General features: G+C 64.8%; 22 protein-coding genes. 10 read left to right on the top strand and 12 right to left on the bottom strand.

Annotated elements, in window-relative coordinates; all coding sequences use genetic code 11:
* Nucleotides 1–165: 165 nt before the first annotated feature.
* From QOU61_RS33005 to QOU61_RS32995, 3 genes are all read right to left on the bottom strand, one after another.
* Nucleotides 166–693, bottom strand: coding sequence for a hypothetical protein (locus QOU61_RS33005; RefSeq protein WP_289655356.1), 528 nt, complete (start codon nt 691–693; stop codon nt 166–168).
* Nucleotides 694–868: 175 nt separating this feature from the next.
* Entirely contained in the window at nt 869–2,059 is a 1,191-nt protein-coding gene (carA, locus tag QOU61_RS33000; RefSeq protein ID WP_289655355.1) for a glutamine-hydrolyzing carbamoyl-phosphate synthase small subunit, read from the bottom strand.
* Nucleotides 2,060–2,136: 77 nt separating this feature from the next.
* The gene (locus QOU61_RS32995) at nt 2,137–2,655 is read right to left on the bottom strand and encodes a GNAT family N-acetyltransferase (protein ID WP_289655354.1); all 519 of its coding nucleotides are present in this window, start codon (nt 2,653–2,655) and stop codon (nt 2,137–2,139) included.
* A gap of 139 nt (nt 2,656–2,794) precedes the next feature.
* On the opposite strand from QOU61_RS32995, the gene QOU61_RS32990 reads away from it, so the two are divergent.
* The 4 genes from QOU61_RS32990 (at nt 2,795) to QOU61_RS32975 (ending at nt 7,737) form a co-directional block, all read left to right on the top strand.
* On the top strand, nt 2,795–3,496 hold the full coding sequence (locus QOU61_RS32990; RefSeq protein ID WP_289655353.1) for an alpha/beta fold hydrolase: 702 nt from the start codon (nt 2,795–2,797) through the stop codon (nt 3,494–3,496).
* 235 nt (nt 3,497–3,731) lie between these two features.
* Nucleotides 3,732–4,187, top strand: coding sequence for a GatB/YqeY domain-containing protein (locus QOU61_RS32985; RefSeq protein ID WP_289655352.1), 456 nt, complete (start codon nt 3,732–3,734; stop codon nt 4,185–4,187).
* A gap of 53 nt (nt 4,188–4,240) precedes the next feature.
* Nucleotides 4,241–5,848, top strand: coding sequence for an acyl-CoA synthetase (locus QOU61_RS32980; RefSeq protein ID WP_289655351.1), 1,608 nt, complete (start codon nt 4,241–4,243; stop codon nt 5,846–5,848).
* Nucleotides 5,849–6,138: 290 nt separating this feature from the next.
* Nucleotides 6,139–7,737, top strand: a complete 1,599-nt coding sequence (locus tag QOU61_RS32975; RefSeq protein ID WP_289655350.1) for an OprO/OprP family phosphate-selective porin — start codon at nt 6,139–6,141, stop codon at nt 7,735–7,737.
* Between the two features lie 97 nt (nt 7,738–7,834).
* On the opposite strand, the gene QOU61_RS32970 is transcribed toward QOU61_RS32975, so the two are convergent.
* Complete coding sequence (locus tag QOU61_RS32970; RefSeq protein WP_289655349.1) at nt 7,835–8,089, bottom strand: hypothetical protein; 255 nt, start codon at nt 8,087–8,089, stop codon at nt 7,835–7,837.
* Between the two features lie 225 nt (nt 8,090–8,314).
* On the opposite strand from QOU61_RS32970, the gene QOU61_RS32965 reads away from it, so the two are divergent.
* The gene (locus QOU61_RS32965; protein ID WP_289655348.1) at nt 8,315–9,094 is read left to right on the top strand and encodes a DUF2189 domain-containing protein; all 780 of its coding nucleotides are present in this window, start codon (nt 8,315–8,317) and stop codon (nt 9,092–9,094) included.
* A gap of 6 nt (nt 9,095–9,100) precedes the next feature.
* Here QOU61_RS32965 and QOU61_RS32960 read toward each other — a convergent pair whose 3' ends face one another.
* Genes QOU61_RS32960 through QOU61_RS32940 form a run of 5 tightly spaced genes read right to left on the bottom strand, consistent with a single transcriptional unit; the run spans nt 9,101 to nt 11,361 of the window.
* On the bottom strand, nt 9,101–9,613 hold the full coding sequence (locus tag QOU61_RS32960; RefSeq protein ID WP_289655347.1) for an SRPBCC family protein: 513 nt from the start codon (nt 9,611–9,613) through the stop codon (nt 9,101–9,103).
* 32 nt (nt 9,614–9,645) lie between these two features.
* Nucleotides 9,646–10,113, bottom strand: a complete 468-nt coding sequence (locus QOU61_RS32955; RefSeq protein ID WP_289655346.1) for an SRPBCC family protein — start codon at nt 10,111–10,113, stop codon at nt 9,646–9,648.
* Between the two features lie 9 nt (nt 10,114–10,122).
* Complete coding sequence (locus tag QOU61_RS32950; RefSeq protein ID WP_289655344.1) at nt 10,123–10,572, bottom strand: SRPBCC family protein; 450 nt, start codon at nt 10,570–10,572, stop codon at nt 10,123–10,125.
* A complete protein-coding gene (locus tag QOU61_RS32945) occupies nt 10,569–11,054 on the bottom strand; it encodes an SRPBCC family protein (RefSeq protein ID WP_289655343.1) in 486 nt (161 codons plus the stop codon). The genes QOU61_RS32950 and QOU61_RS32945 overlap by 4 nt, the downstream gene beginning before the upstream one ends.
* On the bottom strand, nt 11,047–11,361 hold the full coding sequence (locus QOU61_RS32940) for an ArsR/SmtB family transcription factor (protein WP_289655342.1): 315 nt from the start codon (nt 11,359–11,361) through the stop codon (nt 11,047–11,049). The genes QOU61_RS32945 and QOU61_RS32940 overlap by 8 nt, the downstream gene beginning before the upstream one ends.
* A 120-nt stretch (nt 11,362–11,481) precedes the next feature.
* Between QOU61_RS32940 and QOU61_RS32935 the strand changes: the two genes are divergently transcribed.
* The 3 genes from QOU61_RS32935 (at nt 11,482) to QOU61_RS32925 (ending at nt 14,395) form a co-directional block, all read left to right on the top strand.
* Nucleotides 11,482–12,933, top strand: a complete 1,452-nt coding sequence (locus QOU61_RS32935) for an LVIVD repeat-containing protein (RefSeq protein WP_289655341.1) — start codon at nt 11,482–11,484, stop codon at nt 12,931–12,933.
* A gap of 132 nt (nt 12,934–13,065) precedes the next feature.
* The gene (locus QOU61_RS32930; RefSeq protein WP_289655340.1) at nt 13,066–13,647 is read left to right on the top strand and encodes a hypothetical protein; all 582 of its coding nucleotides are present in this window, start codon (nt 13,066–13,068) and stop codon (nt 13,645–13,647) included.
* A 130-nt stretch (nt 13,648–13,777) separates the two neighbouring features.
* Complete coding sequence (locus tag QOU61_RS32925; protein ID WP_289655339.1) at nt 13,778–14,395, top strand: LysE family translocator; 618 nt, start codon at nt 13,778–13,780, stop codon at nt 14,393–14,395.
* A 7-nt stretch (nt 14,396–14,402) separates the two neighbouring features.
* Here the strand turns inward: QOU61_RS32925 and QOU61_RS32920 are convergent, their stop codons facing one another.
* Together QOU61_RS32920 and QOU61_RS32915 are read right to left on the bottom strand one after the other, a co-directional pair.
* Nucleotides 14,403–15,011: a DUF1906 domain-containing protein gene (locus QOU61_RS32920; RefSeq protein ID WP_289655338.1), complete on the bottom strand. Its 609-nt coding sequence runs from the start codon at nt 15,009–15,011 to the stop codon at nt 14,403–14,405.
* Between the two features lie 342 nt (nt 15,012–15,353).
* Nucleotides 15,354–16,553 carry a Spy/CpxP family protein refolding chaperone gene (locus tag QOU61_RS32915; RefSeq protein WP_289655337.1) on the bottom strand — a complete coding sequence of 400 codons (1,200 nt, stop codon included), beginning with the start codon at nt 16,551–16,553 and terminating at the stop codon, nt 15,354–15,356.
* On the opposite strand from QOU61_RS32915, the gene QOU61_RS32910 reads away from it, so the two are divergent.
* Nucleotides 16,524–17,015 (top strand): hypothetical protein, encoded by a 492-nt coding sequence (locus tag QOU61_RS32910; RefSeq protein WP_289655336.1) that lies wholly within the window; start codon nt 16,524–16,526, stop codon nt 17,013–17,015. The genes QOU61_RS32915 and QOU61_RS32910 overlap by 30 nt on opposite strands.
* 214 nt (nt 17,016–17,229) lie before the next feature.
* Here QOU61_RS32910 and QOU61_RS32905 read toward each other — a convergent pair whose 3' ends face one another.
* Entirely contained in the window at nt 17,230–18,033 is an 804-nt protein-coding gene (locus tag QOU61_RS32905; RefSeq protein WP_289655335.1) for an N-formylglutamate amidohydrolase, read from the bottom strand.
* Between the two features lie 100 nt (nt 18,034–18,133).
* On the opposite strand from QOU61_RS32905, the gene QOU61_RS32900 reads away from it, so the two are divergent.
* Entirely contained in the window at nt 18,134–19,018 is an 885-nt protein-coding gene (locus QOU61_RS32900) for a transglutaminase family protein (protein ID WP_289662008.1), read from the top strand.
* Nucleotide 19,019 lies beyond the last annotated feature (1 nt).

The raw sequence follows: 19,019 nt of genomic DNA, 5'->3' as shown, positions 1-19,019 counted from the left end.
GGGAATCGAGGCTGGGGCGCTGAAATTAGATGCGATAAGCCTGTCGTTGAAGGCGACTTCGAAGGACTATTTCGACTACCTCCGCGAGTATCACGTTAGCACAAACGAAAAATGAGGAACAGCCAAGGGTCATTTTTGGGGGGCGTGGTTTAGCCGCACGTCTTGTCAACCGCGCTTCCACGATTTTACCAGCCCGCCATGCTCGCCGAGCACCGGATCGGTCTTCGGCAGCTCCACTCGCGGAATCGTCTTCAGCGCGCGGGCATGGTTTTCAGGCGTCGGGCGCGTGATCTGCATTTTCGCTCCCGGCGGATAGGCGCCGATCACGCAGAAATCGCGGCTCGCCGAGAGGCACTGATGCCCGGTGCCGGCGGGCAGGATCGCGACGTCGCCGGCTGAAATCTCAAGCTCGCGCCCGCCGTCGCCGCCGAAGCGCACCCGCGCATGTCCGCGGGCGACGCCGAGCGCCTCATGCACGGTCGAATGATAGTGCAGATAGTCGTAGACGCCGTTGCGCCACATGTCGCCCCAGCCGTTCCTGCCGAACAGCTTTTCGATGGTCTCTTCGGGCTGCGCGTTGTCGACGGCGACCGCGCCCTTGTAGACCAGGAACGGCATGGGATTGTTGGGCACGAGGCCGTCGTCGTCGAAGACGATGGCGAGCGGTTCGATCTTTTCGCGCACGGCCGGCATGACGTTCTCCCGCGAACAGACTATTCGCGGACCAACCCGAAGTCAGCGGCTGGAGTTCCCATCGGAGTTTACGGCCTCCGAACACCAGGGAGCGTCATGCCCGGACTTGATCCGGGCATCCATCTTTTTTCAAACAGGATGGACTGCCGGGTCGAGCCCGGCAATGACGATTGTGCTACGCGCGCTTCTTCTTCCGCATCAGATCGGCGAAGCGGTCGAACAGATAGTGCGAGTCGCGCGGGCCCGGCGACGCTTCCGGGTGGTACTGCACGGAAAACACCGGCTTGCCTTCCAGCGCCAGCCCGCAATTGGAGCCGTCGAACAGCGAGATGTGGGTCTGCACCGCGTCCTTGGGCAGCGTCGCCTGGTCCACGGCAAAGCCGTGGTTCATCGAGGTGATCTCGACCTTGCCGGTGGTCTCGTCCTTGACCGGATGGTTGGCGCCGTGATGGCCCTGGTGCATCTTCTTCGTCTTCGCGCCGACGGCGAGGCCGAGCATCTGGTGTCCGAGGCAGATTCCAAACGTCGGCGTGCCCGACGAGATCACCTTCTGGATCACGGGCACGGCATATTTGCCGGTCGCGGCGGGATCGCCGGGGCCGTTGCTCAGGAAAACGCCATCCGGCTTGAGCGCCAGAATGTCCTCGGCCGAGGTCGTCGCCGGCACCACCGTGACCTTGCATCCGACACCGGCGAGCAGCCGCAGGATGTTGCGCTTGATGCCGTAGTCGACCGCGACCACGTTGAACTCGGGCTCGGTCTGGCGGCCAAAGCCCTGATTCCACGCCCACGGCGTCTCGTCCCAGGTGAAGCGCTGCCCGGAGGTGACCATCGGCACCAGGTCCATGCCCTCCAGACCCGGCCATTCGCGGGCCTCTTCCTTGAGCCCGTGCAGATCGAACTCGCCGTGGCGGTTATGGGCGATCACGGCATTGGGCATGCCCTTGCTGCGGATCAGCGCGGTCAGCGCCCGAGTGTCGATGCCTGAAAGGCCAATGATGCCGCGCGCCTTCAGCCACTGGTCGAGGTGGCGGGTGGCGCGGTAATTCGAGGGATCGGTGATCACGGTGCGCAGGATCACCCCGCGCGCACCCGGCGTTGCCGCCATGTTCACCGTCTCGATGTCGTCGTCGTTGGTGCCGACATTGCCGATATGCGGGAAGGTGAAGGTGATGATCTGCCCGGCATAGGAGGGATCGGTCAGAATCTCCTCATAGCCGGTCATTGCGGTGTTGAAGCAGACCTCGCCCACGGCCTGGCCCTCGGCGCCCAGGCCGAAGCCTTCGAGCACCGTGCCATCGGCGAGCACGAGGAGCGCGGTCGGCTTGTGGTCCGGCCAGGCGGCGTCGTTTTCTGATGTCGTCATAAGCCCCTTACATAGTCGGCGAAGCCGCGAGCGTCAAAGCCGCAAAGGCCCTATTTCACATGCGTCTTTCGCAGAGCTCAGGACGGCTCCTTCAGGAACCGGGCCATCAGGATCTCGTCCAGATACCGGCCGTCCTGCCTTAACGCCCTCATTTCACGGCCGTATTCGACAAAGCCGGCGTTCCGGTAAAGCCGGAGCGCGTCGTCGTTGCCGCTGACCACCGCGAGTTGGAGCTGCTCGACGAGCTTCGCGGCATGCGCCAGGACCGCCTCGACCAGGCGCCGGCCCACGCCCGACCGGCGCGCTGCGGGGCGCACATACATGCCCCAGAGGGCTGCCTTGTGGCGCTCCTTTTCGCCGTCCTTCTGCCAGAACCCGGCAACGCCGACGAGCCGGTTGGCCGCGAAAGCACCGAACACCGCACCTTGCGCGATCCGCTCCTCGAACCAGGCCAGCGGCTTTTCGTTTTCGCGCGCGAACGTGCTGCTGAAGGCCTCCGGATGCTGCCTGAGCGCCTCCAGCCTGATTTCGCGGTAGGGGGCGGCGTCGGCGGCGGCAAGGAGCCGAATGTCGGCGTGAGCTTTGCTGTCGACCATGGCGAGACCTGTTGCTTTTGGCGCGCCCCGTCTCGGCACGCGCGACACATTTGACAGACGAAAGGCGGCTTTTAATCTACATCCGGCGCGGATTGCGGCCGGTTTTCTGCAAGAATTTTCTTAAATCCCGGAGACGGACATGGAAAACACGATGCCGATCCTGCTCGTTCCGGGCCTCGTCTCTTCGCCGCGCATCTATGCGCCGGTGATTCCGGCGCTCTGGCGGTTCGGCCCGGTGACGATCGCCAACCACATCCGCGACGACAATATGGGCGCGATCGCGCGACGCATTCTGGCCGAGGCGCCGCCGCGCTTCGCGCTCGCAGGCCATTCGATGGGCGGCTACATCGCCTTCGAGATCATGCGCCAGGCGCCGGACCGCGTCGCCAAGCTCGCGCTGATCAACACCCAGGCGCGCCCCGACACGCCGGAGGCGACCGCGCGCCGCCGCGCGCTGATGGCGCGGGCGCAAAACGGCGAATACCACGCCGTGCTCGACGAGCTGTTTGCCGGGTTCGTGCATCCGTCGCGGCAGGGCGATGCCGCCTTGCGTCAACTGGTTCATGACATGGGCGACGACGTCGGACCGCAGGCCTTCATCCGCCAGCAGACCGCGGTCATGAGCCGGCCGGACTCGCGGCCGGCGCTGGCCTGGATCCGCTGCCCGACGCTGGTGCTGACCGGCGACGAGGACAACACCATCCCGAATATGCTGTCGGTCGAGATGGCGAACGGCATCCACGGCGCGAAGCTCGTCATCCTGCAAGATTGCGGGCACCTGCCGCAGCCGGAGCAGCCGCAGGCGACCTGCGACGCGCTCGCCGAATGGATGCGCGGCTAGGCCTTTCGTCGGTTGTTTCGGCGCCGCGAACGGCCTAGTACCGCCGATTTGAAGTCCGCCTCACGGGCTTCCACGAATTGGCTGGGCGGACTTCAAATCGAAAGCGGTACTAGAATCATAAGCTTGCTAGTACCCTTTGCTTTCCGAAGTTCGCAAATGGAATATGCCGCAGTCTCCTACGAACTTCGGAAAGCGGGTACTAGATCAAGGCCTTGGGACAGCGAGAGGACAGAGGATGCTGCGCGACGACATCAACAACGCGGTCAAGGAGGCCATGAAGGCCAGGGACGAGCGCAAGCTGTCCACCTTGCGCATGGTCAATTCGACCATCAAGAACGCCGACATCGAGGCGCGCGGTCAAGGCAAGCCGCCACTGCCAGATGCCGACCTGCTCGGCCTGTTCCAGAAGATGATCAAGCAGCGCCAGGAAGCGGTCGAGCTCTACGACAAGGGCGGCCGCGCCGAGCTCGCCGCCCAGGAGCGCGAGGAGATCGCGATCATCTCGGCCTATCTCCCGAAACAGATGTCGGAGGACGAGGTGAAGGCCGCGATATTGGCCGTCATCGCCGAGACCAACGCCGCCGGGGTCAAGGACATGGGCAAGGTGATATCAGCGCTGAAGGCGAAATATTCCGGCCAGATGGATTTCGGCAAGGCGAGCCCGCTGGTGAAGGCGGCGCTGTCGGGCTGAGTTTTCTTCACCACGGCCCGCGCAGACGGGCGGGGCGAAGGAAGGGGAACGCCATGCTCACCGAAGCAGCCACCTATGACGAGCTCTACGGCCATTTCCGCTGGGAGGTTCCGGCGCGCTTCAACATGGCGACCGCCTGCTGCGACCGCCATGCCGATGGCAGCGGGCACCTCGCGCTGATCTATGTCGACGAGGATGGTCGAGCGACGCGGACCTCCTTCGACGAACTCGCGGCGATGTCGAGGCGCTTTGCCAATGTGCTGAAGGCCGATGGGCTTTCGCGCGGCGACCGCGTCGCGGTGTTCCTGTCGCAATCGCTGGAATTGCCGGTCACCCATCTGGCGGCATTCCGCTCCGGCCTGATCTCGATCCCGCTGTTTGCGCTGTTCGGCGAGGATGCGCTGGAATTCCGATTGAAGAATTCCGGCGCCAGGGCCGTCGTCACCGACGAGGCCGGCTGGGAGAAGCTTGCGAAGATCCGCGACCGCCTGCCCGCGCTTGCCCATGTCTACGTGATCGGCGCCGCGCGCGCTGGCGCAAAATCGTTCTGGTCGGCGCTCGATGCGGCATCGGACGATTTTGCGACCGTCGAGACGTCGAGCGACGATCCCGCCATCATCATCTACACCTCAGGCACGACAGGCAATCCCAAGGGCGCGCTGCACGCCCATCGCGTGGTGCTCGGCCATCTGCCGAATGTCGAGATGTGCCATGATTTCTTTCCGAAGCCGGGCGACGTGATGTGGACGCCGGCCGACTGGGCCTGGATCGGCGGACTGTTCGACGCGCTGTTTCCGGCCTGGTATCACGGCGTGCCGGTGGTCGGCCACCGTGCGAAGAAGTTCGACCCTGACGCGGCAATGCAGCTGATGGCCGCGCATGGCGTGTGCAACGTGTTTCTGCCGCCGACCGCGCTCAAGCTGATGCGGCAGGCCAACGTCAAGCATGGCGGCGTGAAGTTGCGCAGCATCTTCTCGGGCGGCGAGTCGCTCGGCGCCGAACTTCTGGACTGGGTGCGCGCAACCTTCGGCATCGATGCGCACGAGATCTACGGCCAGACCGAGTGCAACCTCGTGGTCGGCAGCAACGCAAGACTGTTTCCGATCAGGCCGGGCTCGATGGGCAAGGCGACGCCCGGCTTCGACGTGCGTATCGTCGACGACAGGGGCAATGAGCTGCCGCGCGGGATGCGCGGCATCATCGGCGTGCGCCAGCCGAACCCGGTCACCATGCTCGAATACTGGCGCAATCCCGAAGCGACCGCGAAGAAATATGCCGGCGAATTCCTGCTCACCGGCGATCTCGGCCGCCAGGATGAAGACGGCTACTTCTGGTACATGAGCCGCGAGGACGACGTCATCACCACCGCCGGCTATCGCGTCGGCCCGTCCGAGATCGAGGATACGCTGCTCAAGCATCCCGCGGTGGCGCTTGCCGCGGTGGTCGGCATCCCCGATCCGATCCGCACCGAATCGATCAAGGCCTGGATCGTGCTGCGCCCGGGCTTTGCGCCGAGCGACCAGCTTGCGCGCGAGATCCAGGATTTCGTCAAGGTGCAGCTCGCCGCGCACGAATATCCGCGCTTCGTGCAGTTCGCCGAGACGCTGCCGATGACGGCGACCGGCAAGGTGCTGCGGCGCGAGCTGCGCGCGCGGGGCTGACGCTCAAACTGCCTGTCTCCTGAAGCGCCCGGAATGGCTGCCGGTGCCCGGCCACCGGCGGCTATTCCCTCGCGGTGGCCGCAAATGATCGCCTGGCGATACCTCCGCGCTGAGCCCGCTGGCCCCCTTGGCGTGGGCGCGCTTGGCGTTGGGTCCTCCGAAGAGTTCGGACGCGTCGTCCTCGATACCGGCTGGGCTCTGGTCACGCCCGATAATAAGGTACCGAATCTCGATCCTTCGGCCGATGGGGAGCCGAGGATCAAAGGAGGGACAGGGCGATGAGAAGGAGAATGACCACGGCGACCATTTGCGCCATCGGGGTAGGAGCCTTGGCTGCATCACCGGCCGCAGCGCAATCGGCGAACAGTGACGCGGAGATTGCGCTCCTGAAGCAGCAGCTGCATCTGCTCGAGCAGAAGCTCGATCGACTGGAAAAGCAGGGTGCTGCGAGCGCCAAGGCCGCGGCAAGCGCCAAGGCGGAGGCCAAGGCTGCCGTCACGACGGCCAACGCCGCCATTCCAACGAAGGCGGACATTCCGATGAAGCCACGGGCGCCGTCCGACGTCGTGGTGACGATGCCGAACAACCGGCCGACCATCTGCACCGCCGACGAGCAGAATTGCGTCGCGATAACGAGCCGCGTGCATTTCGACGTCGGTGGCTACGACTATCGGCCGAACAGCGCGTCAACCTCGCCGCAGCGGCTCGACGACGGGGTCAACCTGCGCCGCGCCCGCATCGGCGTCCTCGGCAAGTTCGCCGGCGACTGGAACTACGCGCTGGTCTACGACTTCGGCGGTTCGTCGGACGGTTTTGGCGGCACCGCCTCGGCGGGTGGTGTGCCGGTCGGCTTTCTTCCCGGCGGCGCGGTATCCGGCGTCGAGAACGCCTATCTGAGCTACACTGGATTCAGGCCCTTCGGCGGCCAGCTCGCCATCGAAGGCGGCGTCATGGATCTGCCTTTCACGCTCGGCGAGGCGACGAGCTCGAACGATTTCCCGTTCATGGAGCGCGCCACGTCCCAGGTCATCGCCAGCACCATGGCCGCCGACGATTTCCGTTCCGCCGTCGGCGCGCGCTGGTTCACCGACAGGCTCTGGGCAGGTGCCTATGCCACGGGTCCGACCACGGGCGCGATCCACTCGGCGTCCAGCGTGAACCCCAACGGCACCGGCGAGCAGTTCGGCGCCGTCGCCCGCGTCGCGGGCCAGGTCGTGAGCGGCACGAATTATTCGGTTCACCTCGGCGCGGGCGCCGAATTCCTGATTCGGCCGCCGCACAACAATATCTCCAATGCGCAGACGCTGACGTTGACCGATCGGCCGGAGCTGCGCATCGACCCCACCCAGCTGATCTCGACCGGCGCCATCGCCAACGTCTCCGGCGCGCAGGTTTACGGTGTCGAGGCCGCCGCGACCTACGGACCGCTGTTCTTCCAGGGAGAGTATTTCTGGTTCAACGTCGACCGTAATGCCGTGACCGGGCTCCCGCCGTTTGGCGCGCCAAGCCTGAAATTCGAAGGCGGCTACGCGCAGGCGAGCTATGTGCTGACCGGCGAAACCCACAAATACAACCCGTCGGCGGCAGCCTACTATGGCGTCATCCCGGACAATCCGTTCTCGCTGGCGGGCGGCGGCTGGGGCGCCTGGGAGATCGCCGGCCGTGTCAGCACGATGGACCTCAACGATCAGCTCGGCACGGCGAACGGTATCGCCGGCGGCCGCCAGACCGTCTACACCGCGGCGCTGAACTGGTACGTCAATCGCAACGTCCGCTTCATGATCGACTATTTGCACGGAAATATTGCGAGGCAGATCAGCCCGACCAACCCCGGCGATGCCGGCGCCAAATTCGATGCCATCGCGATGCGCACCCAAATCGCCTTCTGATCGAATGGGCAGGTTTGCGGCCTGTGGCTCGGCAGCGGGAGGTGCCTAGAGCAAGAACCTAAAGCGCGATGACGATTCAACCTGATTTCATCGCGCTTTAGCCGCAGAATGGCGGCCATGGCGGATATTTTGAGATCTCGGGAGGGGTATAGCAGTGCATCCTGCCGCGATCGTGGTCATCCAAATGGGGATCGGCACGGCCGCCGAAGCTGCGGTAGCCGGACCTGAGCTCCTCAATGCCGTTTCCAGCAAGCTGGCGGTGGTCTCTGCTGCCCGCCACGGCTGCGACCGAAAACAGGCTCGACGCAAGCGCGGCGGTCACGGCAATCGTCATCAATCGTCTTGTCATCATTCTCGCTCTCGGTGCCGATCAAGCGCTCGGTTCCGTGCGCAGGCTAATGCACTGCACCGAACCCTTCCCCGGGAGTTAGGTGCGCTCGCCATGCGCGCCCATTAAATTCCCTTTTATCCGCTGCCCTCCGGAACGTTCGGCCCGATTTTTGACGCAGATCAAACGCTGCTCGCGGTAGCCAGCGCCCAATACGGCCAATCGTCACACGAGCCGGGAGCAAGGCCGATGGCATCGGTTTCCGGCAAGCTCGATCCTGTGGTGCGCCGGATCGGGATTGCCGATATCGCGGAGGCGCTGGGGCAGGGGCTGCGCGACTTCCAGGCCGCGCCGCTCTATGGCCTGGCCTTCGGCGCGCTCTATGCGGCGGGCGGCATCATTATCGTGCTCAGCCTGACCGCCTTCGGGATGGTCTACCTCGCGTATCCCCTGGCCGCGGGCTTTGCGCTGATCGGCCCGTTCGTCGCGATCGGGCTTTACCAGGTGAGCCGTTGCCGCGAGGCCGGCCGTCCGATTTCGCTGCGCGAGATCTGGTCGACGGTGCGCTCGCGCAGCGAGATCGGCTGGATGGCCTTCGTCACCCTCTTCGTCTTCGTGATCTGGATGTACCAGGTCCGGCTGCTGATCGCGCTGCTGCTCGGGCTCAATGTCTCGTTCGCGAGCTTTCAGGAGTTTCTCAACGTCGTGCTCACCACCAGGGAGGGATTGCTGTTCCTTGTGATCGGCAATCTCGACGGCGCGGTGCTGTCGCTGATCGTGTTTTCGCTGACGGTGGTCTCGTTTCCGCTGCTGCTCGACCGCGAAGTCGATTTCGTCACCGCGATGATCACGAGCGTGCGCGCCGTGGTGACGAGCCCGTTGCCCATGATCGGATGGGCCGCGGTCGTCGTCTGCCTGCTGATCGTGTCCGCGATCCCCTACTTCCTGGGGTTATTGGTCACGGTGCCGGTGCTCGGCCACACCACCTGGCATCTCTACCGGCGGATCATCGCGCCGCTGCCGGCGTGAGACGGCTCACGGCATCGGGATCCCGAGCTCCTTCAGCGCGGCCAGCATGCGCTGCGGCGGCTCCATCTTGACCGCCAGCGGCTGGCCTGTCTCCAGCACGCTCTTCAGGCTGGAGAGGATCGCCGGCCAGCCTGCGCGGCCGCCGGAGAGGATGTCGTCGCTCAGCGGCCGGTCGTGCGATTGCAGCAGCGTCAGCTTCACCGATTCACCAGCCTGCTCGATCGCGTAGGTGACGAGGGTGGGGCCCAGCTTCTCGACCAGGCCCGGCCAGTTGACGTTGAAGGTCACGGTGAGCTTTTTCGGCGGATCACATTCGACCACCTCGCCCGAGATGTGAAGGGCGCCGTCCGGCGTGCGCACGATGAAGGCGCCGCCGACGCGCTGCTCGACTTCGACGGCATTGCCGAAGAAATATTTCCGGCTGAATTCGGCCGAGGTCAGCGCTTGCCAGACTTTCTCCGGCGTGGAGGCGATGTAGATCGTGTAGACGATTGCCGGCTTGAATGCTCCGATGTTCATGTCGGTTCGGCTCCTTCGATAGAACTTCATGGTCAGGCGACGCCGTCGATGTCCAGCGCGATCAAGGGAATGATCAGCGGTTCGCCGGTTTCCAGCAGGCTCTTGAGGCTGGACAGGATGGCCGGCCATCCCTTGGAAATGCTGTCGAGCATGCTGCTGCCCGGAGCGAAACCTTCGTGGGTCAAGGTCAGCTTCACCAGCCTGCCGTGTTGCTCGATGCTGAACACGACGGTGGAGGCCGGCTCCTTGCTTAGGGTCTCGTCGAGCACGTGGCGGAACGTGTAGGACAGCCGCCGCGGCCGGTCGGCCTCGAGGATTTCTCCGACGTCCGTGGTCTTGCCGTTCATGACCAGCGCGAACGGTGAGCCCACTTTCCAGTCGGAGCGCACCTCGGTGTCGAACCAGTAGCGCCGCGAGAACTCGCTGCTGGTCAGCGCCTCCCACAATTTTTCGGGCGTGGTCTCGATATAGGTGACGTAGACGAATTCGGGCTTCCGCATGGTGCGCTCCTAGGCGGCCCGCGAGGGCAGGTCGGCCGGCAGCGGCTTGCCCGTCTCCAGGAAACTCTTCAGGCTCGCCAGCACCATCGGCCATCCGCCGGAGATGTCGCGCAGCGTCCTGCCGCGCTCGTCGAGCTCGTCATGCGTCACCGTGAGCTGGACGACGGTGCCGCGCGGCTCGATGTCGAAGGTGACGCGCGAGGTGCGTTCGCGGTCGGCGTATTTGACCACATCCCAGGCGTAGACGAGCTTGTTCGGCCGATCCGAAACCAGCACCATGCCCTCAACGCTGCGCTGGCCGTCCTTGGCGATGTGATAGGGCGATCCTGCCTTCCAGTCGGAGGTCGCGCGATAACCGAACCAGTAGCGCTCGGTGAAATCGCTATTGGTCAGCGCGTCCCAGAGTTTTTCGGGCGTGGTCTCGATATAGGTGACGTAGACGAATTCCGGCTTGCTCATCGCGCACCTCCCACGGCGTGCGTCGGCGCGGCCTCGTCGTCTTCGTACCAGGGCGCGTACAGTACCCGGCCGCACTCGACGAAGCTCTTCAGGCTGGAGAGGATCAGCGGCCAGCCGCGGGAAACCTTTTCCAGCACCACGCTTCCCGGCTCGAACCCGTCATGCACGATGGTGAGGCGCACCTGGTCGCGCTGGCGTTCGAGATCGAAGGTCACGCGCGAGGCCCTGCCGCCGTCGGAGCCGTCATGGGCGCGGAAGGAGTAGGCGAGGCGCCGCGGCGGATCATATTCGAGCACCTCGCCGGTGACGTCGCCGCCGTGGCGGGCCAGCCGCAGCGCAAAGGGCGCGCCGATCTTCCAGTCGGAGACGACGGAGTTGCCGTGCCAGTAGCGCTTCGACATCTCCGCATCCGTCAGCGCCGCGAACACCTTCTCCGGCGTCGAGGCGATATAGATCGTGTAGACGAATTCAGGCTTACTCATCGCGCTTCTCCAGTTGCCTTTTCAATTCGCCGAGCGCGGTCAGCTTGGCGCGCTCGAACTTCTTGATCCACCGCTCGCCGATCTGGTGGATCGGGACCGGGTTCAGGTAGTGCAGCTTCTCGCGGCCGTGCCTGTAGGTCGTGACCAGGTTGGCCTCTTCGAGGATCACGAGATGCTTGGTCACGGCCTGCCGGGTCATGGCGAGGCCCTCGCAGAGCTCGTTCAAGGTCTGTCCGTTCCTGGCGTGAAGTCTGTCCAACAGCGACCGCCGCGAGGGATCAGCCAGTGCCTTGAAGACTTCATCCATGGGCTTCACAATAGGCAACCAAATGGTTGCATGTCAAGGGCGTGTTTTCGCAAGTGACGCCCGACATGCTAGATCGAGGCCGAGCCAGCGAAGACTGGCTGTGAACGATTGGGGAGCGTCATGACGGGTCGCGTCTTTATCGCGTTGGGTCTGTGCGGGTTTTTGGCTGGTTCCGGCGCCGCGCTGGCGCAGCAGCAGGCGGTCGGTGCACAGCCCGAAGCCTCCAACATGAAGCTGGTTGGGACCAGCGATCTGCAGGCGCGCAGCGCCTACCAGCCGACCATTCATCAACAGGGCGACCGCTGGATTGCCTATATCGGCCACCACGGCGGCACTGACGACATCCCCGATCCCGTCAATCCGATGACGGGGAAGAAGGAGCCGAACGGCACCTCGATCGTCGACGTCACCGATCCCGCGCATCCCAAATATCTGCGCCATATCCCGGGACAGGAGGGCAAATACGAATCCGGCGGCGCGCAGATGGTGCGCGTCTGCGACGGCAAGAGCCTGCCCAAGGGCGATCCCAGCGCGGTCTACATGCTGCGCGCCGTCGGCAGCGAGGGGCATGAGATCTGGAACGTCGCCGACCCCGCAAATCCGGTTCTCGTCACCCATATCGGCGAAGGCCTGAAGGACACGCACAAGAATTTCTGGGAATGCGACACCGGCATTGCCTACCTCGTGTCGGGTGCGCCGGACTGGCGCACGCGCCGCATGACGCAGGTCTATGATCTCTCCGATCCGGCGCATCCGCAAAAAATTCGCGATTTCGGCCTGCCGGGCCAGGAGCCGGGCGCAACCGGCGCGGTGCCGACCGAGCTGCACGGACCGATCTCGACCGGTCCCTCCGGCAATCGCGTCTATTTCGGCTACGGCACCAACAAGGGCGGCTTCCTGCAGATCGTCGATCGCGAGAAGCTGCTGAACGGCCCGAGGGAGCCGACAGCGGACAATCTGCGCTATCCTGAAGTCTCGCGCATGGCGATGTCCGCCTTCAACGGCGCGCATACCGTCTTTCCGATGCCCGGCATGCCGATCGCGGAATTCGCCCGCGACAAGGACGGGGCCAAGCGCGACATCATCATGATCGTCGACGAAGCGATCCTCAACGAATGCGCCGAGCCGCGGCAGATGGTGTGGTTTGCCGACGTCACCGTCGAGAAGACCCCGATGATGATCTCGAGCTACACCGTGCCGGAAGCGAGCGGCAATTTCTGCGCACGCGGCGGCCGCTTCGGTGCGCACTCCTCCAACGAGAGCATGGCGCCGGTCTACTACAAGAAGCTCGCCTTCATTGCCTTCTTCAATGCCGGCGTGCGTGCGCTCGACATCCGCGATCCCTATCATCCGAAGGAAGTGGGCTATTTCATCCCGCAGGTCACCGACAAGACCGACAAGCGTTGCGTCACCATCGACGGCAAGGACCGCTGCAAGGTCGCGATCCAGACCAACAATGTCGAGACCGACGAGCGCGGCTATGTCTATATCGTCGACCGCGCCAATACCGGCCTGCACATCCTGGAGCTGACCGGCGAGGCGCGCGCCGCGGCCGGCCTGCCGCAGGACTAGTGCCGCCGATCTGAAGTTCCTGCACCGGGTGCCGCAAATTCACCCCAGCAACTTCAGATCGAAAAAGCGGCACTGGAATAACAGGTTTGCTGGTGTCCCGGACCCGAAGTTCGCTCAGGAGGTTGCCGCGAAATGAAGCGAACTTCGGATCCGGGATACCAGGCGCTGCGCCTTTCGCTCATCATCCTCGCGATGTTGTCGCTCGGCGCGCTGTCGGGCGTCGCCGCGCTGCAATTTTCAGGTGGGTCGGGCGGGGCGACCACGCCGCGCTGGCAGGAGATCGCCTGGCCGTTTCCGCGCGACGGTTGGCCGGCAGGCCGCGCCTTCCGCTGCGATGGCGGCGATTGTGCGGGCGCGGAGCTGTACGTGCGCGCCAAGCTCGGCTTCTGCAATTGCGACACGGGAGTGGCCGATGACGACGAGGTCGACCGCGTCGCCGACATCGATCTGATCAGCGCGCAGTTCATGCCGGACAAGGCCGGCGGCGCCGTGCGTGTCGCCGGCCTGTCCGGCCGCTCGCGCGCCTATCATCTCACCATGGGCGACGGCGCGCGCCACACCGCGATCGGCTTCGCGCTGTCGCACCGCTGCGATCTTCTGGTCGCGGTGGTGCAGGGCGCGGGCGAGGCGGCCGGCCTGCAGCGCGCGGCGCTCAGATTCCTGGAAACCGACGAGACGCGGCATTGGACGATGGCGTCGCTGCAGGCGCATTAGTGGGTTGCAAGTCCTCCGTCATGCCCGGGCTTGACCCGAGCATCCACGTCTTCTCTACTCGCGGCACTTTTTTGAAGACGTGGATGGCCGGGATAAACCCGGCCATGACGAACCCCACAGAGCCTCTCCCATGTCCCTGCAAGTCTATCTCGCCTTCGTCGCCGCCTGCGTCGCGTTGGCACTGTTGCCCGGTCCGATCGTCACGCTACTGATCGCCAACGGCCTGCGTCACGGCACCCGCGCGGCCCTGATCAACATCGCCGGCGCGCAAGTGGGGCTCGCGATCGTGATCGGCATCGTCGCGGTCGGGCTGACCTCGCTGATGGCGACGATGGGCTACTGGTTCGACTGGGTGCGGCTTGCCGGCGCCGCCTATCTCATCTGGCTCGGCATCAAGCTGATCCGCGATCCCGTGCAGGGCATCAATGTCGAGGAGCCGCCGGCGCCGCCGCGCGGCGGCTTCTTCCTGCAGGGCCTGCTGGTGCTGCTGTCGAATCCGAAGGTGCTGGTGTTCTTCGGCGCCTTCATCCCGCAGTTCATGGACATGGAGAGGGACCATGTCTCGCAGGTGACGCTGCTCGGCGTCACCTTCATGGTCATCGCGGGCATGACCGATGGCCTTTACGCGCTGCTCGCCGGCCGAGCGCGAAAGTTCTTCTCGGCGCGGCGCACCCGGCTGGTGTCGCGCATATCAGGCGGCTTCATGATCGGCGGCGGGGTGTGGCTGGCGCTGACGCGGGCGCGGTAGAACAAGCTCAAACTGTAAATCCCCCATAGGAGGGTTTTGCCTCGTTGGTATCGAAGTCGAACGGCGCCTTCTTTGTTGGCCCCTGTTTGATGTTCCACGACGAGAAGGTCTTGTGCCCTCCCCATTTTGTGGATTGCGCCAACCAGGTGTAGCGGACCCTTTGGTGCGCCAGGAGCCATCCGCACGCATCCCCCGATCCGTATACGCCGATCGCATAAGCGGGATTGTCCGAGCCTATTGCATCGAACCCATGGGCGATGCCCCGGAAGTAGTCGTTGATCCCCCCGGCAATCTCCAAGTTGGAACAGTCAAAATCGACCGCGAAATAGACCGGTGTACCCGCGGGCTGTCCGGTGTTCATCGCCTGCTTGTAGGCGCTGGTTCCTTCATCGACGCCGGTTGTATAGGAGAAGTGGGCAGCGACCGCAGAATTGCTTTCCCAAAGCGCGACAAGGACGATCCCGTTTGCCGAAATTGCCTTGGCCTCGTTCGCCGTAAGAGGTGCCCATTTCGAAACGGAATTTCTGTAGTACCGACCCAAAAACTCGTTTCCATTTGCCTTTATCCAGCCAGCTCTTTTGGTGCAGTCCAGTGCGCAATCGATACCGTCGCTCATCTCGCTTCCTCTCAAAATGAAAATCATGAATGGCAAAATGGGTCGCGTGCGCCGAACCGTCGCCTGCGCCTTGGATCGAGCCACGCTACTCAGTAGGCTCGATACCGCTTGTCCTGGGTTTGCGCGGTCGCGGCAAAACGGCGAGCACGGTCGCCATGCTAATACAATTATAAGTTGTTTGGCCAGTGTCTTGTCGCGCGGCATCGCGATCTTCGCCGCGAACGCGCGAAGGCGAGGCGCGACATCCATTCGCCGCTGGCGGACTTGACCGCGCGCGTCGCCTTTCTCAGGTGAGCCGAGAGCCGATGCCGCCTCGGGATGAAAGCCGCTACCGCGGCAGCGTCACAGCCGCATCATGCGGAAGATCATGCCGCCGATGCTCATGCCATGATGGTGGCGGCGGTGACGCCGCGGCGTCGGTTCATCGCGAGCGGAGGCCAACGCCGATGCGGGGCCTTGCCGATCGGGACCGATGGCATCGAACGCCGCCTTCTGTTCGTCGCTGAGCGAGCCATAGAAGGTGTCAAGCGCCGGTCGCACGGTCGCGATCGCCTGCAGCATGGAATCGAGCCGCGCGCCCACCGCGGCGAGCCGTGCGGGCGGCGTGCGCACGTCCGCCGGCGGACACGATGATTTCAGGATGTCTGGCGTCCTGGTTGCGGCATCCTGCAAGGCGGCGAGGCTCGCGCGCTGGGCGTCGGTCGGTTTCACGTTGCGTTCGATCAGATCGCCCGGCCAGTCCGTCGCGCTGGTCTGCGCCGCGTTGCAGTTGCCATTGTCCAGAATGTCCTTGCGCTCTGTCTGCCGATCCGCGGCCAGCGCCGTGATTTTGGCTTTCTGGTCGTCGCTCAGGAGGCCATAGAACTTGTCGAGCGCCGGCTGCACGATGTTGACGGCGTCGCGCATCGCCTCGACACGCTGCTGCATGGCGGCGAGCCGGCTCGGTGCGGTCAGCGCCACGTCCTTGGGGCATGAGGCGCGGATGGTTTCGGCCGCCTTCTGGGAGGCATTGGCGAGATCGTCGAGCGCGGCGCTCTGCTCGCTGTTGGGCTGGATCGCAGCGCTGAACTGGTCGATCGGGAAGCCGGCGATGTTCCGGCTGTCGCTGCCACACATGTCGGCAAGCGTTGTCGCCGCCTCCGCGCTGGCGGGCGCGGACGGCTGCCGCGCCGATCCGGCGTAGCCGGGGAGATAGCCGGTGTAACCGCTCAAGGCGCCGTAGTCATAGGGACCGAACAGGCCGGCATACAGATCGGTGTAGCCATAGTCCCAGAAGTAGGGGTCATAGCCCCATCCCCACCACGTGTAGTCATAGAGATCGTCATAGGCGTAGGGCCAGAACACCGGGCCGACCCAGCCGAAGCCGCCATGGGCGTGGCGCCACCACAGGTTTCCGTGCTGATGGCTCCATGCGGCACCGGCGACCGCCGTCGTGATCGCGGCGCGCGTCATCGGATTGCGCAGGCCGCCTTGCGCGTGCAGGGCGGTCCTGATCTGGCGCGAGGACAGCGCGTGGCCGACCGCGGCGGCGTTACGCTGCATCACGCGGTTCGAGACGGCGCGGTTGCCTGCGATGGCCGCTGGCTGGCCACGATTGCCGGCTCGCGCAGCACCGCCGGCGAAGGCAGGGCGGCTCTGGACGTGGCGCCCGGCAAAGCCGTGCCCGCCTCCCGGCGCAGCATGGACGGCATGGAAGCCGCCGCCCCGATGAAAGCCGCCGGCATGGAAGCCGCCGCCGCGGAAGCCCCCACCATGGAAGCCGCCACCGTGGTAGCCGCCAGCATGGAAGCCACCGCCGCCGTGGAAGCCGCCGCCGCCATGAAATCCGCCGCCGCCGCCGTGAAAACCGCCGCCACCGCCATGAAAGCCGCCGCCACCACCGCCATGAAAGCCGCCGCCGCCACCGCCATGGCCGCCCCCGCCGCCACCACCGTGGGCGGCCTGGGCGAGGTTCGGGGATGCAAGTCCTATCGCGGCGCCCGCGAGGATCGCGGCGAACGCTAACAAAGTCCGTGTGCGGTGAGCGGCTCTCAGCATCTTTTCCTCCCACCTCGTCTGGTCGGGATACCGGCGCTAGCACCACAACGCGCTCAATGGCCGAAAAGTTCCGGCGCTGACCTTGGGGCGCGCCCGCAACGGCAAGAACGACGGCAAGAGAGCACCAAACCGCCGAGGCCGATCGGCGGTGTGCACATCAAATGGCCGGGTCGAGGCCTGGTCAGATCAGCCGCTGGTCGCGCAGCAGCACCGCGATGTCGCCGAGCACGCACGCAAGCCGCTCCGCCCATTGCTGCTGGCCGCTCTGGTCCGCGATCAGATCCTGGCGGATCTCGATCCCGGAATTGATCAGCCCGCGCGCCTCGCCATGCACGGGGATGGTGTAGTCGGTCTCGTCGGAGACGGCATAGGGCTCGTTGTCGCCGACCACGAGGTCGGGCTCCGCGCGAAGCCTCGTGAGCAGCAGCGGCGGCAGGCGCTTGTCGCGATGATAGAGCGTGCCGATATGCCAGGGCCTGACGATGCCGGCATAGACCGGCGTAAAGCTGTGCAGCGCCATCAGCACGGTGGGGCGTCCCGCGGCGATCCGCTGGTCGATGATCTCGTCGATGCGGCGATGATAGGGGTCGAAGATCGCGCGGCGCCGCATCTCGGCCGTCTCGGCGGTCAGGCCCTCATTGCCGGGAACGGTCGTGGCCTCGCTGATCAGCGGGATCGAGCTTGCCATCTGCGGCGGCCGGTTGCAGTCGATCACGAGCCGCGAGTAGCGCTGCGCAATGAGATGCGCGCCGAGCGCCTGCGACAGCGCCTCTGCGACGCCGGCGATCCCGATGTCGAAGGCGATGTGGCGCCCGAGTTCTTCTTCCGGCAGCCCGAGATGCCCAAGCACCCGCGGGATCAGCCTGCCATAATGATCGCAGGTGAAGAGGAACGGCGAAGGCCCTGACGCATTGAATTCCTGAACCGGTGAAACTTCGTCTCTTCCGAGCAGGAGGGTTGGATAGTCACCGCTGTTCAAGGCCATTTTCCCTGTATGTTTGCCTATCTAAGCGGCATCTCGACCTAGAAAAGAGCAGCCATCGCTATAGATTCGAAGGTTGGGAATCACGATGATTGATCAAACGATGCCGCTCCTGACCATCCATCACAAGACCGAATATCGCTACAACCGCCCGGTGGCGTTTGGCGAACACCGCGTCATGCTGCGCCCGCTGGTCGGCCATGATCTGCACCTGCTGGACGGCCGCCTCGACATCACGCCGGAGCCGATGGCGCTGCGCTGGATTCACGATGTCTTTGGCAACAGCGTGGCGATCGCGACTTTTGATGAACGCGCCGACCGGCTGACCTTCGTCGCGACCGCGACCGTGGAGCACTTCCCGGCGGAAGAATACGCGCTGACGCCCGACGACCGCGCCTATTTCTATCCCTTCCTCTACGACGTCGAGGAATTCCCCGATCTGAAGCAGTTCATCGCGCCCCAATATGCCGATCCCGACGGCGCGCTGGCGGCGTGGGCGCGCACGTTCCTCGACGAGGAAGCGCCGACGCCGACCTTCAAGATCCTGAGCAACATGACGCATCGCATCCGCGCCGGCCTGTCCTACCGCAAGCGGCATGAGCAGGGCACCCAGCATCCGCTCGACACGCTGCAGAGCGGGTCCGGCTCCTGCCGCGACTATGCGCTCTTGATGATCGAGGCGCTGCGCCAGCTCGGCATCGCCGCGCGCTTCGTCTCCGGCTACCTGTTCATGCCCGAGAACGGCCACTATGTCGGCGGCGGCTCGACCCACGCCTGGGTGCAGGCCTATCTGCCGAGCGCGGGCTGGATCGAGTTCGATCCGACCAACGGCATCGTCGGCAGCCGCGACCTGATCCGCGTCGCGGTGGCCCGCGATCCGCGCCAGGCTATCCCGCTGCACGGCACCTATCTCGGGTCCGCCGATGCCTTCGACTGCATGGATGTCGAGATCCGCGTGGCCGAGGCCGGCATGGCCGAAACGGTGTAGC

The organism is Bradyrhizobium sp. NP1 (genome assembly GCF_030378205.1).
Lineage (GTDB): Bacteria > Pseudomonadota > Alphaproteobacteria > Rhizobiales > Xanthobacteraceae > Bradyrhizobium.
Note: the sequence above shows the minus strand (reverse complement) of the source record. Positions and strands in the feature narration are given on the sequence as shown.